Source organism: Streptomyces sp. NRRL S-337 (assembly GCF_000720175.1).
Classification (GTDB): Bacteria; Actinomycetota; Actinomycetes; order Streptomycetales; family Streptomycetaceae; genus Streptomyces; species Streptomyces siderophoricus.
Genome location: NZ_JOIX01000013.1, coordinates 63704 through 79146 on the forward strand (window position 1 = coordinate 63704; position 15443 = coordinate 79146).

Here is a 15443-nt window from a genome sequence, read left to right on the forward strand (position 1 = left end):
TTCGTGACCGTCACCACTCGTGGACGAACCGGTAACCTACGGTCGCGTAGCTAGCATTGCGCCATGACTTCCGCGCCCGACGCCGCCGAGAACCGGCCCGCAACCGCGTCCCCCGCGATCGCGGCGGTCTCCGCCGCGACCGAACCGCTCAAGCCCAAACTCCGTGGCTGGCTGCATGCCGGGATGTTCCCCGCCGTCCTGCTCTCCGGCGTGTTCCTCACCGCGCTCGCCGACAGCCCCCGCGGCCGCCTGGCCTGCGCCATCTACACCCTGACCGCCTGCCTGCTCTTCGGCGTCAGCGCCCTTTACCACCGCGGCAATTGGGGCCCGCGCGCCGACCGCGTACTGCGCCGCCTCGATCACGCCAACATCTTCCTGATCATCGCCGGCACGTACACCCCCTTCACCATGCTGCTCGTGCCCGGATCACGCGGGCAGGTGCTCCTCTGGGCGATCTGGGCGGCCGCGCTCGCCGGAATCATCTTCCGCGTCTTCTGGGTCGGCGCGCCCCGCTGGCTGTACACCCCCTGCTACATCGCCATGGGCTGGGCCGCCGTCTTCTTCCTCCCCGATTTCCTGCGCACCGGCGGGGTCGCCGTCCTCGTGCTCGTCGTCGTCGGCGGTCTGCTCTACAGCGCCGGCGGCATCATCTACGGCATCAAGCGCCCCAACCCCTCCCCCCGCTGGTTCGGCTTCCACGAGGTCTTCCACTCCCTCACGCTCGCCGCCTTCGTCGTCCACTACGTCGGCATCTCGCTGGTGGCGTACACGCACGCCTGACACCCACGCCTGACACGCACGCCCGAGACACCGGCACCCCACGCAGCACCCGCCGTTCACGGAGCTCAGCCAGCTCTCGACTCACGCTCCGTGGACCGCCTCGCTTCACAGAGTGACAGACGCCACTGACAACGGCGGCGGCTCGGCCGCGGTGCGGACCCGGTCCCGGCCGTGGCCCGCGCCGCGGCCGGTGCCCGAGAATGCTGTGCATGGTCTCCGCACGCACCGCCGCCACCCGCACCGGAACGCCGAAGCCCGGGCTGCGGGAACGGAAGAAGATCAAGACCCGGCAGGCGATCCGGCGGGCCGCGTACCGGCTCTTCGCGGAGCAGGGCTACGACGCGACCCCCGTCGACCGGATCGCCGAGGCCGCCGACGTCTCGCCGAGCACGGTCTTCCGCTACTTCCCCACCAAGGAAGACCTCGTGCTCACCGCCGAGTACGACACCGTGCTGGCCACCGGGCTGAGGTCCCGGCCGGCGGACGAGCCGATCGTCGAGTCGGTCCGCCAGGTCACCATCGAGGCGCTGCACCACCTGTCCCCGGAGGACCGCACCGACCTCGTGCAGCGCATCCGGCTGGTCCGCGAAGTGCCCGCCATCCGCGGCCGTACGGCGGAGCACACCGCCCGGGACACCGCCACGATCAGCGCCGTCCTGGCCGAGCGCACCGGCCGCCCGGCCGACGACCTGGAACTACGGGTCATCAGCGCGGCCGTCCTGGCCGCCCTCCAGGAGGCGATGCTGGCCTGGGTGGCGGGGAGCGGGGCGTCCGGGGAAGGCCGAACACCCGGGGAGGACCGGGCTCCCGGTCTGGAGGAGCTGGTGCGGCTGATCCACCAGACGATGGACGTGCTGGCGCGCGGGCTCACGCCGTAGCGGCGGGGGCCTCCGGCGGCGGCGCGGAGCCGGGACCGTCCACCGGCTCGCCCAGGCGTGCCGCGAGCCGCGCCCGTAGTTGGGAGAGCCGCTCGATACGGTCGTCCAGGTCGGCGAGCCGGCGCCGGGCCACCGCTTCGGCCGTCCCACACCGCTCCGCGCGCGGGTCCTTGGGGATCAGCGCGGGCACGCCCTCGGGCGGCACGGTGCGCAGCAGATGCGCGAAGGCCCGTACGTCGCCCACCGTCAGCCCGGCTTCCCGCAGTTCGCGGACCGCCCGGAGCCGGCGGATGTCCTCGGCGTCGTAGACCCGGTGCCCGGAGGGGGTCCGCCGGGCCGTCACCAGGCCCTGCTGCTCGTAGTAGCGCAGCGCCCGCGGCGTCATCCCGGCGGCCGCCGCGGCGTCCCCGATCCGCATCGGCGTCTCCCGTGGCGGGACGGCCGGTTGGCTCTCGTCCCGCGGGCTCCCCCGGCCCTCCGCCCCCTTGTGGTCCCCCGCCCCGCCGTTCAGCGCCCGCTCGCCCCCTCGCCACCCGCCCCGTTCAGCACGCGTTCGATCCCGGTGGCCGCGTCCAGCAGGGCCTCGTCCGCACCTTCGGCGGCGACGAGTTGGAGCCCCAGCGGCAGCCCGTCGGCGGCCCGTCCGGCGGGCAGGCTGAGGGACGGCAGACCGGCGTTGCTCCAGGGCAGGCACATGATCGACGTGCCGGTGGTGGTGAGGTCGGCGGGGGCCGGGCCGGTGGCCGCCGGGGCGAGCCACAGGTCGGTGCCGGCCCCGGCGGACGCCGCGGCGAGCTCCGCGCGGAACGCGGCCCGCCGCGTCCGGGCCGCTTCGTAAGCGGCGTCCCCGATCGCCTGGCCCTGCCGGATGGCCGCCGTGGTCTGCTCGCGGTAGCGGTCGCCGAAGCGCGCGAACCAGTCGGCGTGGGCCCGGGCGACCTCATAGCGGTTCATCGTGAACAACTGCTCCACGACCGCGTCGAAATCGTCCATCACCGGGACCTCGCGGACCTCGTACCCGGCGGCGCTCAGCAGCCCGCGCTGCTCCTCGAAGGCGCGCAGCGCCTCCTCGCCGGCCCGCTCCAGATAGGGGCCCACCGGCACGCCCAGCACCGGGCACGAGGCCTGGCCCGGGCGCGGGTCCGGCTCCGGACGTCCCGGGCCGCCGCGCCCGCCGCGCCAGCCGTCGAGCAGCACCGAGGCGGCGAGGGCGACACCTGCCACGTCCGTGGCGTACCACCCCAGGGTGTCGAAGCTGAGGGCGTTGGGGATCACGCCGTCGAGCGGTATCCGCCCGTAGGTGGGCTTGAAGCCGACCACGCCGCAGAAGGCGGCGGGCCGGATCATCGAGCCGACGGTCTGCGTCCCGATGGCCAGCGGCACCATGCCGGCCGCGACCGCGGCCGCCGAACCGCTGCTGGAACCCCCTGGCGTATGGGCGGTGTTGTGCGGGTTACGGGTCGGGCCGGGCGCCGTCACGGCGAACTCCGCGGTGACGGTCTTGCCCGCCACCAGGGCGCCGGCCGCGCGCAGCCGGTCCACCACGACGGCCTGCGCGCCGGCCAGCACCTCGGGCGGCAGGGCCGATCCGGCGCGGGTGGGCAGGCCGTCCGCCCGCACGATGTCCTTGACGCCGACCGGTACGCCGTAGAGCGCGGGCCGCCCGGCGGGGTCCGGCGGGCCGGCCGCCGCCAGCTCCCGGGCCGCCTCCAGGAGCCGCGTACGCCGCCCCTCCTCGGGCACGAAGGCCCGCACCCGCGGATCGACGGCGTCGATGCGGTCGCAGGTGCGCCGCACCGCGTCGACGGGGTCGTCCGCGCCGGACCGCAGCGCCGCGGCCTCCTGGACAAGGGGCCGGTGCCCCAGCAAGGTCGTCACGCCTGCAGGCTACAACCGGCCGCTGACAACGGCCGGTTGGGCGACGGCTGCGGCGACGGCCCGCGCCCGGACCGCTGCCCGGCCTCACAACTCCACGACGACCGCGCCCAGATGGCGTCCCTCCGTGAGCTCGCGCAGCGCCCGCGGTGCCTGTCCGATGCCCTGCAGCCGGGCGTGCGGGAAGGTGAGGGTGCCGTCCCGGAGACCCGCGGCGAACCGCCGGTTCCACTGGGGGATCAGGTCCAGGTGGTTGTACAGGGCGATGCCGCGCAGGGTGATGCTCCGGATGAGCAGCGAGAGGCTGTCGACCGCCACCTTGACGGCGGTCGTGCCGTCCTGGGAGAGCTGGCTGGCCAGTGCGCCCACGATGGCGACCCGGGCGTTGCGGTTGGCGAGGGCGAGGGCGGCCTCCAGCTGCTCGCCGCCGACGTTGTCGAAGACCGCGTCGATACCGTCCGGGGCCGCCTCGCGCAGCTGCTCCTCGATGGGGCCCGCGCCGCGGATGACCACGGCGTCATAGCCCAGTTCCTTGATCAGGCGGTCGGCCTTCTGCCGTGACCCGGTGCTGCCGATGACCCGGGTCGCACCGAACTGGCGGGCGACCTGGCCGGCCAGGGTACCGACGCCGCCGGCCGCTCCGGTGACGAACACGGTGTCGCCGGGGCGCACTTCGGCGCCGCGCTCGATGCCCATCAGGGCGGTGGAGCCCTGGGAGAGGTACGCGGCGGGGTCGGGCATCAGATCCGGGTCGAGGCGGGTCGCCGCGTCCGCGTCGAGCAGCGCGTACTCACGCCAGCCGAGTTGGTGTTCCACCAGGTCACCGGGGTTGAGGCCGGTACCGGGGGCGGCCACGACCTCCCCGATGGCATGGCCGTGCAGCGGTGCCCCGACCTCGTAGGAGGGGATGGGCACGTCGTTGTGCTCGTCCATCAGGCTGCGCATCACGGCGCCGAGGCCCATATGGGTGTTGCGGACCAGTACCTGGCCGGGCCCGGGTTCGGGGACCGGCACCTCCACGATCTCGAAGAGGTCGTCGGTGACCGGCCCCGTGGGGCGGGCGGCCAGGCGGACTTCACGGTATGTGCGGTTCGTCATGACCCGAGGCTAAAACTTGACGCGCACGTCAAGGTCAAACCGGTCATTGGTCCTAGGACTTGGGACGGTGGTCCCACGACGTGAGCCGAACGACCGGGCCCCGGGGCCGCCCCTGGGCGGCCCCGGCTCACGGCGTCACCCCCGGAGGCGCTCCGCCAGCTCCTCCGGGTCCGTGGTGGGCCGCTCGCAGGTGAAGTGGCGGCACACGTAGGCGGCGGGTCGGCCGTCGACCAGTGGGCGGTCCTTGAGGAGCGGCACCGCGTCGGCCTCCTCGGTCCCGGGTGTGCCCACCGCGAGGACCGCGCCCGGTGCCGGGCCGAGCAGCGCGGCGCGGTGCAGGGCGGCGGTGGCCGGATCCTCCTGCGGGCCGAGGACCGCGATCTCCCGCGGCCCGTCCAGCGCCGCCTCGGCGACCGCGAGTCCCCAGCCGATGAAGCGCGGGGCCCGGCCACCGAGCGCGGTGACGATGCCCAGGGCGCGTTCCGCGGCGCTCCGGTGGAGGTCGCTGCCGGTCAGCGCCCCGTAGGAGAGGAGCGCACCGGCCGCCGCGGTCCACCCGGAGGGCGACGCGTTGTCGGTGGGGTCCTGGGGGCGGCGGATCAGCGACTCGGCGTCGGCTGCGGTGTCGTAGAGGGCGCCGTCCTCGGTGGTGAACTGGAGCAGCACGGTGTCCAGCAGGAGCCCCGCGAAGTCCACCCAGACGCCTTCGCCGGTGACCGAGGCGAGGGCGAGGAAGCCCTCGGCGACGTCGGCGTAGTCCTCCAGGACGCCGGAGTTGGCCCCGGGCGCCCCGTCGCGGGAGGTGCGGTGCAGCCGGGCGTGCCAGTCCATGTGGACGCGGACCAGCAGGTCGGCGGCGTCGGTGGCGGCCTGGACGAGATCGGGGCGGTCGAAGTAGGCGCCGGTCTCGGCGAGTGCGGCGATGGCCAGGCCGTTCCAGGCGGCGACGACCTTGTCGTCCCGGCCGGGGCGCGGCCGCTGGTCACGCGCCGCCAGCAGCCGCTGCCTGACGGACACCACCCGTTCGGCGTCGACCGGTCCGTCCGCGTCGGGGAGTTGGAGCACCGAGGCGCCCTCCTCGAAGGTGCCCTCCTCGGTGACGCCGAAGTACCTGGCGGCGAACTCCGCGTCCTTCTCCCCCAGTACGGCACGCAGCTGCTCCGGCGTCCATACGTAGTAGGCGCCCTCGACGTGCCGGCCGGTGCCGTCGTCGCTGTCGGCGTCCAGGGCCGAGGCGAAGCCGCCCTGGTCGGTGCGGAGTTCGCGGACCATGAAGTCGGCGGTCTCCACGGCGATCCGGCGGGCCAGGTCCGAGCCGGTGGCCCGCCACAGGTGCGCGTAGGTCCGGCACAGCAGGGCGTTGTCGTAGAGCATCTTCTCGAAGTGCGGCACGGTCCAGGTGGCGTCCACCGCGTAGCGCGCGAAACCACCGCCGAGCTGGTCGTAGATGCCGCCGCGGGCCATCGCCGCGCAGGTCGCCTGCACCATCTCCAGGGCCCCCGCCGAACCGGTCCGGGCGTGGTGGCGCAGCAGGAATTCCAGCACCATGGACGCCGGGAACTTGGGCGCTCCGCCGAATCCGCCGTGCACCGCGTCGAAGTCGCGGGTCAGGCCCATCAGGGCGGCGTGCAGCTCCTCGGGCCGGGGCGGGCGCCGGTCGGCGGGCAGCGACTCGGTCAGCGAACGGCCGGCCAGGTCGGCCACGATCCGCCCGGCGACCTCGCCGACCTCGTCCCGGCGGTCGGCCCAGGCGGCACGCACCCCTTCGAGGATCTGACCGAACGACGGCATGCCGTGTCGCGGCTCGGGCGGGAAGTAGGTACCGAAGTAGAACGGCTCGGCGTCGGGGGTGAGGAACACGGTCATCGGCCAGCCGCCCTGGCCGGTGGCGGCCTGCACGGCCTCCATGTACACGGCGTCCACGTCCGGCCGCTCCTCGCGGTCGACCTTGACCGCGACGAAGTGCTCGTTGAGCAGCGCGGCGGTGTCCGCGTCCTCGAAGCTCTCGTGGGCCATGACGTGACACCAGTGGCAGGAGCTGTAGCCGACGCTGAGCAGCACCGGTACACCGCGCCGGCGGGCCTCGTCGAACGCCTCGGCGGACCACGGCCACCAGTCGACGGGGTTGTCGGCGTGCTGGAGCAGATACGGGGAAGTCTCATGGGCCAGGCGGTTCGGCATGAGTCCATCCTCTCCCACCGGGGCCCGCCGGGGCGGGAGCGAAGGGAGTTATCCACAAGCCTGCCGGAATCCGCGCGGAGGCGGAACACTGTTCGTACGGCGAAGATCACCGCCGGAGACTGCGGTAACTGCGGAGGGGGACGTCATGCCGGTCTCACTGGCTGCGCTGCGCGAGGACCATCGCGCGGACGCGGAGGCCCTGTTGACCAGGGCCGTCGAGGAGGAGGTGCGCCGCTCGGGCGGGCGGCTGGACGGGGCGGCGCTGCTCGGCAGGGCACGGGCGGCGCTGGACGGTGTGGCGGGCAGCGCCGCCGAGGAGTACACCGCCTATGTCCGGGCGCTGGACGAGGCGGCCGCCGGCCGGCCGTCGCTGGGGCGGCGGCTGGCGCCGAAGGAGCTGGCCACGCCCGCGGTCGCGACGGCCGTCGCGGCGGTGGCGGCGTTCGGCACGGACCTCGCGTACGGCACGGGCGGCGGCGCGGCGCTGGGGGTCGGGGCCGCGGTGCTGGTGGCGGGCGCGGCGGCGACGGTCCTGAAGCTGACCGCGGGCCACTGGCCGGCCGCGCACCGTGAGGCGGGGCGGCGGGGACAGCCCGGCGGTGCGGAGCAGCTGCGGCTGCAGTGGCTGACGGCGCTGGAGGTGCGGGGCATCCGGCCGTTCCTGGACCAGCAGCGGATGCTGGCGGCGGCGGCCCGGAACGGCGGGACGAAGGACAAGGCGGCGACCGCGAAGACCACCCGGGGGCCGCAGCTGCGCGGCGCCGACCGGAGCGCGGCCGCCCGGCAGCGGTCCGTACTGGAGCACTCGTTCTCCCAACTTCCGCAATCGGACGGCCCCTTCGCCGGCCGGCGGGCCGAGCTGACCCGGATCGCGCAGTGGGTGCACGCGGCCCGCGCGTCCACGGAGACCCGGCCGACCGTGGTGGTGCTGCACGGCGAGCCGGGGTCGGGGCGTACGGCGCTGGCGGTGCGGGCCACCCATCAGCTGCGCGACCAGTTCCGCGGCGCCTGTGTGGTCGATCTGCGCGGCGACACCCCGGGCGAGGTGCCGCTGCCGACCCGGGACGCGCTGCTGCATCTGCTCAACCGTCTCGGCGCGCCGCGCGAGCAGCTGCTGTTCCGCGAGCGCCCCTCCCAGGAGCAGCACGTCAAGCGGCTCACCGAGCTGTACCACCAGCATCTGACGGGCCTGCCGGTGACGGTCCTGCTGGACGACGCCGCGGACCCGGAGCAGGTGCGCACGCTGGTGCCGGAGCGGTCCGACAGCCTGGTGCTGGTGACGTCCCGGGAGCCGTTGAAGCTGCCCGAGGACCTGGAGGCGTGGGTGCACCACCTCCCGGTGGGGCCGCTGGACGCCGCGGGCACCGAGGAGCTGCTGCGCGCCGCCGCGGCGGCCGGCGAGGGGACGGCGGGCGCGCCGGATTCCCGGGCCCGGCCGGCGGACGCCCCGGCGGAGCCGTACGACGCCCGGGCGCTCGACGAGATCTCCCGGCTGTGCGGCGGTCTGCCGCTGGCGCTGCGGGTGGCGGGCTCCTCGCTCGGCTCGCGCACCCCCGCCGAGCTGGCCGCCGTCCTGGCGGCCGGTCCCCCGGCCCCGCCGGTGGACCGGGCGCTGGCGCTGGGCTACGCCGACCGCCCCGATCCGGCCCGGCGGCTGCTGCGCCGGCTGGCGCTGGTGGGCCGGGCCAGCCTGGGGGCGGCGGCCGCCGCGGCGCTGCTCGGCGTGGCGAACGCCGAGGCCGAACGGCAGCTGACGGCCCTGGCCCGGGCCGGCCTCATCGAGCACGTCCGCGGCGAGCGGTACCGCCTGCACACCCTGGTGCACGCCTTCGCGCACGCCCGGCTGGTGGACGAGGAGGAGCCCGGCGAGCGCGGCGCGGCCCAGGAGCGGCTGATCCGCGGCTATGCGGAGCTCGCCGACTCGGTCATCCGGCTGGTCGACGGCCGTACCTCGACCCGCGCCGACCGCTTCGGTTCGCACGGCTTCACGTCCCTGGACGCGGCCCTGCAGTGGCTGGACGACGAGTCCAGCTTCATCACGGCCGCGCTGCGCCACGCCGACCAGGACGTCGACCAGGCCGCGGTCTCGCACCTGCTGGGCGCCCTGGCCGACTACTGCCTGCTGCGCGGTGACCTCTACCGCCTCGGGGAGCTGAGCGAGCTCACCCGGGCCGTCGGCCAGGGCCTGCTGGTCCGCTCGGTGCAGTGGCGCACCGGTGTGGCGGCCCGCCAGCTCGGCGAGCTGGACAAGGCGCGGACGACCCTGTCATCAGTAGTCGATCTCTACTTCGAGGCGCAGCATCCGGCGGGCGCCGCACGGGCGTTGCGCGATCTGGGCATCACCCTCCAGCAGCAGGGCAATCTCCAAGAGGCCGCGGTCAAGCTCCGGGAGGCGCTGGAGTTGCAGTCCGGTCCGGACATGCACGGCGACCGGGCCTGGACGCTACACGCCCTGGCGGCCGTGGAGCGGGACCGTGCGCAGCTCGCCGAGGCCCTCGCCATGCTGCGCGAGTCCCTGGAGCTGCACGAGGAGAGCGAGAGCCTGCACGGTCAGGCGTGGGCGCACTTCCAGCTCGGCCAGGTGTATCTGAGCACGGGCGAGGTTCCGCGGGCCGAGCAGGCGCTGCACGCGGCGCTGGAGCTGTACGGCCGTACCCAGGACGAGCGCGGCGCGGCCTGGGCGATGACCCAGCTGGCCCGGGCCCGGCTGGTGGCCGGCGAGCCGGGGCCGGCGGCCGACCAGCTGCGGCAGGCGCTGCCGCTGCACCACCAGCACGAGGACGCCCGTGGTGAGGCGTGGACGATGTACTACCTCGGCCAGGCGCTGGAGGAGCGCGGCGAGCGGGACGCGGCACTGCGGCAGTTGGAGCGCTCGCGGACGATGTTCTCCCGGATGCAGGACGGCTACGGCCTGGCCTGCGCCCGGCACCACTCCGGGCGGGTCACCCGCGATCTGCGGGCCGAGCAGACCGGTTCGCTGCGCAACAGCGGCTTCGCCCGGCAGTTGCTGCAGGACGCCCGCAAGGACTTCGCGCGGATCGGGGTGCCGCACGGGGAGGCGTGGTCCTGCCTGGAGCTGGTGATCATCGACGCCGGCAACGGGCGGGCGGCCCAGGCGCTGGAGCTGGCCGACGAGGCGGCCGGGACCTTCGCGGGCTACGGCGACCGGCGCGGCGAGGACTGGGCGCGCTTCCTGCGCTGCACGCTGCTGCCGTTCGCCTCGGCGGGCGGATCGGTGGTGGGCACGGCCGTCGCGCAGGAGGAGCTGGCCGGGCTCATACGGGACAAGCACCCGACCCGCGACGCGAAGCTGGAGGACTGCGCGGAGGCGTTCGCCCTGCTGCTGGAGCGCGGCGTGGAGCCGGAGACGGGCTGGCAGGCCTGGCGGCTCGGCATGGTCCCGGACCGCCACGCCCGCGAGGTCATGGGCGTCCTGGCCACTCCGGCGGTCGGGGACTGAGAAGGCCGGCGACCGAGGCGATCGGGGACCGGGGCGGTCGGGAACTGACGGCACCCGCGGGGAGCGCACGCCCACCGGCGTTCCCGGCAGGGCCCGGCCCCGGCCTTCAGGAGCCGCCCGCGAGCACCCACCGGGCGGCCCGGCCAGACACCGCGTACGTGACACCCGCCCCCACCCGTACGCAGACGACTCACCGCCGTACCGAACCGGCCCGCGGCGGGACGGCCCGCGGCAGACCGGCCCGCGACAGATCGGCTCACGGCGGGCACGCACAACAGCTCGACGGGCCGGCCACAACAGCTCGACACCGCATGCGACAGCTCGACGCCGGGCACAACAGCCCGTCGCCGCACGCGACAGCCCGTCGCCGCACGCAACGGCTCGCCGGCCGCTTGGGCCGGCGAGCCGCCGGGGCGGTCAGCCGGTCGCTGCCAGGAGACCAGCCGTCGACCGCGCCCGGCCTTCGGGCGTCCTCAGCCGGTCTTCGGCTTCGCGGCGGACGGGGTGGCGGAGGCGGCGGCGCCCGCCTCGCCCTCCTCCGGCTGCTCCTCGAAGTTGACCTTCTTCATCTGCTTGTTCATGGACTTCATCAGCAGCCACACGGCGCCGCCGATGACCGCGAAGACGATGAAGCCGAGGACGCCGGGGGTCACCTTGTCCTTGTCGAAGCTGTCGGCAAGGGTGACGAAGTGCGTCAGGGCGAGGGTGCTGGTCGCGCTCATCATGGGGTCAATTGTTGCGGATGCCCGCGAAGAGGTCGTCCTCGGGGAGGGAAGTGTCCACGAGCGACCTCGCGAGCTCGTACTCCTCCGTCGGCCAGACCTCGCGCTGGATGTCCATCGGCACCCGGAACCACCCGCCGTCGGGGTCGATCTGGGTGGCGTGTGCGATCAGCGCCTTGTCGCGGATCTCGAAGAACTCGTCGCACGGGATGTACGTGGTCAGCGTGCGCTCGCGGCGCTCGAACTGCTTCCAGCGCTCCAGCCACTCCCCGTACGGCGACTCCATGCCGCGGGCCAGCAGCGCCTCGTGCAGCGCGATGGTGCGCGGCTTGTTGAAGCCCTGGTTGTAGTAGAGCTTCTGCGGCTGCCAGGGCTCACCGGCCTCCGGGTACTTCTCCGGGTCGCCGGCCGCTTCGAAGGCCACCATCGTGATCTTGTGGGTCATGATGTGGTCCGGGTGCGGGTAGCCGCCGTTCTCGTCGTAGGTCGTGATGACCTGCGGCTTGAAGTCCCGGATCAGCTTGACCAGCCGCCCGGCCGCCTCGTCGACGTCCTGCAGGGCGAAGCAGCCCTCGGGAAGCGGCGGCAGGGGATCGCCCTCGGGCAGCCCGGAGTCGACGAATCCCAGCCACTCCTGCTTGACGCCGAGGATCTCCCGGGCCTCGTCCATCTCCTTCCTGCGCACCTCGTGGATGTGCTCCTCGATGTACGGGTCTCCCTGGAGCTTGGGGTTGAGGATGGAGCCTCGCTCACCGCCCGTGCAGGTGGCGACCAGCACGTCCACCCCCTCGGACACGTACTTGGCCATGGTGGCCGCACCCTTGCTCGACTCGTCGTCGGGGTGGGCGTGCACCGCCATCAAACGCAGCTGCTCAGTCAAGACTCGATCCTCAGTTAAGGGCCGGAGAAGATGCCTCCTATAGTGACCGAAGCGAGGGGGCGCTGTATTCCCTGGGGCGGGGACCCCCCGGGGGTTCCCGAGCCGGGTCCAGGTCCCCGTATCAGGAGGATGGATCGATGGCCGCGGTGCGCGAAGGGCTCCCCGACGGACGCTACGGCCGCTCCGCGGACCAGCGCGCGGACCGCAAGCTCAAGATCATCGGCGCGGTGCTCGGCGCCGGGCTGCTGGGCGTGGTCGGCTGGGCCGGTGTGGCGTACATCTCCGGGCAGGACCTCAGCGGCCGGGTGATCAGCTGGGACGCGGTGTCCGACCACGCCGTCAAGGTCCATCTGGAGGTCGTCAAGGGCGCCGACGACAAGGGCGTGTGCACGCTGCGCTCGCAGGCGGCGGACGGTTCCGAGGTCGGCCGCAAGGACGTCACCATCGACCGGCGCACGGGCCAGGTGGACACCGAGGTCACGGTACGGACGACGAAGCGCGCGACCAACGCGGTGCTGGTCGGCTGCACGTCCTCGTCCGCGGGCTCGCCCTCGTCCGCAGCCTCGTCCTCGTAGAGTCGTAGATCCGGTCCTCGCGGGGGCGAAGATCCAGGGGAGTCGTAGCTTCAGGGAGCCGTAGCTCCAGGGTCCTTCCCCGTCCAGGGGCGGGCCGGGGCGCGCGGGGTGCACCGGTACCACCGCGGCTACCCTCCGCCACCGTCCGCCCCTCGGGTGCCTCGCGCGCCGTACTCCGGCATGGCGTGTCGTGACCGCCTCTGATCAGCGATGATGCGTTCCTGTGCGGTCACTGTGAATTTCCTCTTCCCCGTTTTGTGCCGGAATTGTTAGGCTCGTGGTTTCGCCCACCCGTGAAGGCGCAAACCTTCCTGGTAGGGCGTTTGATTTATCCCCAGTACCGACGAGGAGCACCTGTGACCCAGACCAGCGAGAACGTCACCTGGCTGACCCAGGAGGCGTATGACCAGCTCAAGGCCGAGCTGGAGTACCTGTCTGGTCCCGCACGCGCCGAGATCACCGAGAAGATCCAGGCGGCCCGCGAGGAAGGTGACCTGAAGGAGAACGCCGGGTACCACGCGGCCAAGGAAGAGCAGGGCAAGCAGGAGCTTCGGGTCCGGCAGCTCACCCAGCTGCTGCAGACCGCGAAGGTCGGCGAGGCCCCCGCCGCCAACGGCGTCGTCGCTCCCGGCATGGTCGTCACCATCGCGTTCGACGGGGACCCGGACGACACGCTGTCGTTCCTCCTGGCCTCGCGCGAGTACGCGAGCTCGGACATCGAGACCTACTCCCCGCAGTCGCCGCTGGGCACCGGCGTGAACGGCAAGAAGATCGGCGCCGACGCGGAGTACGAGCTCCCGAACGGCAAGAAGGCAAGCGTGAAGATCCTCGACGCCAAGCCGTACACCGGCTGATCCGGACCGAGCCGGCCGGTCCGGCCCCGTTCCGGCTCGTCGGCGGGACGCCCGCAGACGGAACGAAGCGGCCCGGAGCCTTGCGCTCCGGGCCGCTCGCCGTGTGTGCAGCGTGTCGTGTGTCGTGTGTCCAGCGTGCCGTGTGGGGCTCCCCCGGAAACGGCGGTTCCGCTCAGGCCGTCGCCGAGCGGTACTTACGGACCGCCAGCGTCCGGAACGCTGCGATGATCAGGACCGACCAGATCACCGAGGCCAGCACCGGGTGCTGCATCGGCCAGGCGTCCGGCACCGGATAGTGCGGCGGCAGATTGCCGAACAGGTCGCGGCAGGCCATGACCGTGGCGCTGAACGGATTCCAGTCCGCGACGGTCTGCAGGAACGACGGCATGTTCTCCGAGGGCACGAATGCGTTGGAGATGAACGTCAGCGGGAAGAGCCAGATGAGCCCGCCGGACGTGGCCGCCTCCGGCGTCCGCACCGAGAGGCCGATCAGCGCGCCGATCCACGAGAAGGCGTAGCCGAGCAGGAGCAGCAGCGCGAAACCCGTCAGCACCTTGGCGATGTTCTCGTGGGTGCGCCAGCCGATCAGCAGCGCCACGACCGCCAGCACCACCAGCGTCAGCGCGCTCTGGACGAGGTCGGCCAGGGTCCGGCCGGTGAGCACCGCCCCCCGGGACATCGGCAGCGAGCGGAACCGGTCGATGAGCCCCTTGTGCATATCGTCCGCGATGCCCGCGCCGGCGCCCGCCGTGGCGAAAGTGACGGTCTGCGCGAAGATCCCGGCCATCAGGAACTCGCGATATCCGGAGGGGGAGATGCCCGCACCCGGGATGCTGATGGAACCGCCGAACACATAGCTGAACAGCACCACGAACATGATCGGCTGGATCAGCCCGAAGATCACCACCTCGGGAATCCGCACCATCCGGATCAGGTTCCGCTTGGCCACGACCAGGGAGTCGCGCGCCAGCCGGCTGATGCCGCCGCGGGCCGGCGGGGCTCCGAGCGACGTACCGCCGGCGCCCCCGGTCGCGGTGCTCGCCGTACTCGCCGTGGTCATCGCACGCCCTCCTTACGGTGCCCGGCGGCGCTCGCCGGGCGACTGCCGCCCGTGGTCCCGCTCCGTTCCGTACCGCCGCCACCGGCGCCCGCGCCGCCGCCGCCGTCCGCGGACTCGGCGGCGTGCCCGGTCAGCGCGATGAAGACGTCGTCGAGGGTCGGGCGGCGCAGGCCGATGTCGTCGATCTCCACGCCGCGGACGTCCAGTTCGCGGATCACCTCGGCGAGCAGCTTGGCGCCGCCGGCGACCGGGATCGTCAGCCTGCGGATGTGCGGCTCGATCGTGCCCTCCCCCTTGGCGAAGCCGCGCAGCACCTCGTCGGCGACGGTGAGGTGCTCGGGGGCGTGCACCACGACCTCGACGCGCTCGCCGCCGGTGCGCGCCTTGAGCTGGTCGGAAGTGCCGCGGGCGATGACCTTGCCGTGGTCGACGACGCAGATGTCGTGCGCGAGGCGGTCGGCCTCCTCCAGGTACTGGGTGGTGAGCAGCAGGGTCGTGCCGCCCGCGACGAGCTCCTGGATGACGTCCCACAGCGCCTGGCGGTTGCGCGGGTCCAGGCCCGTGGTCGGCTCGTCCATGAACATCACCGGTGGGCTGACGACCAGCGCGGCAGCGAGGTCGAGCCGGCGGCGCATCCCGCCGGAGTAGGTCTTGGCGGTGCGGTCCGCCGCGTCGCCGAGGTGGAAGCGTTCCAGCAGCTCGGCGGCTCGGCGCTTGGCGTCCCGGCCGCTCATTTGGTAGAGCTGCCCGACCATCGTCAGGTTCTCGCGACCGGTCAAGTACTCGTCCACAGCGGCGAATTGGCCCGAAAGGCCGATGGACCGGCGTACCTTGTCGGGATGGGCGAGCACGTCGATCCCGGCAACCTCCGCCTTGCCGCGGTCGGGTCTGAGCAGGGTCGTCAGGACACGTACGGCGGTGGTCTTGCCGGCACCGTTAGGGCCGAGCATGCCGAGGACGGTTCCTTCGGGAACGTCCAGGTCGACGCCGTCCAGTGCCCTCACGTCGCCGAAGGTCTTCACCAGCCCTTCGGCGTAAATGGCGCCTGGCATATGGGTACCCCCTGGCTTGGGTGTTCCA

13 protein-coding genes are annotated in these 15443 nt (G+C 73.2%); 5 read left to right on the forward strand and 8 right to left on the reverse strand.

What is annotated here, in order from left to right; genetic code table 11:
* The first annotated feature begins 63 nt into the window (after positions 1–63).
* Positions 64–780: a PAQR family membrane homeostasis protein TrhA gene (trhA, locus tag IG62_RS0112215; protein WP_030800936.1), complete on the forward strand. Its 717-nt coding sequence runs from the start codon at positions 64–66 to the stop codon at positions 778–780.
* A 209-nt stretch (positions 781–989) separates the two neighbouring features.
* Complete coding sequence (locus IG62_RS0112220) at positions 990–1658, forward strand: TetR/AcrR family transcriptional regulator (protein ID WP_037838215.1); 669 nt, start codon at positions 990–992, stop codon at positions 1656–1658.
* Here IG62_RS0112220 and IG62_RS0112225 read toward each other — a convergent pair.
* From IG62_RS0112225 to IG62_RS0112240, 4 genes are all read right to left on the reverse strand, one after another.
* Positions 1648–2076, reverse strand: coding sequence for a MerR family transcriptional regulator (locus IG62_RS0112225; RefSeq protein WP_030800939.1), 429 nt, complete (start codon positions 2074–2076; stop codon positions 1648–1650). The genes IG62_RS0112220 and IG62_RS0112225 overlap by 11 nt on opposite strands.
* An 89-nt stretch (positions 2077–2165) precedes the next feature.
* Positions 2166–3536, reverse strand: a complete 1371-nt coding sequence (locus tag IG62_RS0112230; protein ID WP_030800940.1) for an amidase — start codon at positions 3534–3536, stop codon at positions 2166–2168.
* An 84-nt stretch (positions 3537–3620) separates the two neighbouring features.
* Positions 3621–4631: an MDR family NADP-dependent oxidoreductase gene (locus IG62_RS0112235; protein ID WP_030800942.1), complete on the reverse strand. Its 1011-nt coding sequence runs from the start codon at positions 4629–4631 to the stop codon at positions 3621–3623.
* A gap of 135 nt (positions 4632–4766) precedes the next feature.
* Positions 4767–6812: a thioredoxin domain-containing protein gene (locus IG62_RS0112240; protein WP_030800945.1), complete on the reverse strand. Its 2046-nt coding sequence runs from the start codon at positions 6810–6812 to the stop codon at positions 4767–4769.
* 145 nt (positions 6813–6957) lie between these two features.
* On the opposite strand from IG62_RS0112240, the gene IG62_RS0112245 reads away from it, so the two are divergent.
* Entirely contained in the window at positions 6958–10272 is a 3315-nt protein-coding gene (locus tag IG62_RS0112245; RefSeq protein WP_030800947.1) for a tetratricopeptide repeat protein, read from the forward strand.
* Between the two features lie 473 nt (positions 10273–10745).
* Here the strand turns inward: IG62_RS0112245 and IG62_RS0112250 are convergent, their stop codons facing one another.
* Positions 10746–10997, reverse strand: a complete 252-nt coding sequence (locus tag IG62_RS0112250) for a hypothetical protein (RefSeq protein WP_030800950.1) — start codon at positions 10995–10997, stop codon at positions 10746–10748.
* Positions 10998–11001: 4 nt separating this feature from the next.
* A complete protein-coding gene (gene mca / locus IG62_RS0112255; protein WP_030800951.1) occupies positions 11002–11874 on the reverse strand; it encodes a mycothiol conjugate amidase Mca in 873 nt (290 codons plus the stop codon).
* A 137-nt stretch (positions 11875–12011) separates the two neighbouring features.
* On the opposite strand from mca, the gene IG62_RS0112260 reads away from it, so the two are divergent.
* Positions 12012–12449: a DUF4307 domain-containing protein gene (locus tag IG62_RS0112260; protein WP_030800954.1), complete on the forward strand. Its 438-nt coding sequence runs from the start codon at positions 12012–12014 to the stop codon at positions 12447–12449.
* Positions 12450–12805: 356 nt separating this feature from the next.
* Positions 12806–13303, forward strand: coding sequence for a transcription elongation factor GreA (gene greA / locus IG62_RS0112265; RefSeq protein ID WP_030800956.1), 498 nt, complete (start codon positions 12806–12808; stop codon positions 13301–13303).
* Positions 13304–13475: 172 nt separating this feature from the next.
* Here greA and IG62_RS0112270 read toward each other — a convergent pair whose 3' ends face one another.
* Complete coding sequence (locus IG62_RS0112270; RefSeq protein ID WP_030800959.1) at positions 13476–14363, reverse strand: ABC transporter permease; 888 nt, start codon at positions 14361–14363, stop codon at positions 13476–13478.
* Complete coding sequence (locus tag IG62_RS0112275) at positions 14360–15415, reverse strand: ATP-binding cassette domain-containing protein (protein WP_051797967.1); 1056 nt, start codon at positions 15413–15415, stop codon at positions 14360–14362. Before IG62_RS0112275 ends, IG62_RS0112270 begins: the two co-directional genes overlap by 4 nt.
* Between the last annotated feature and the right edge of the window lie 28 nt (positions 15416–15443).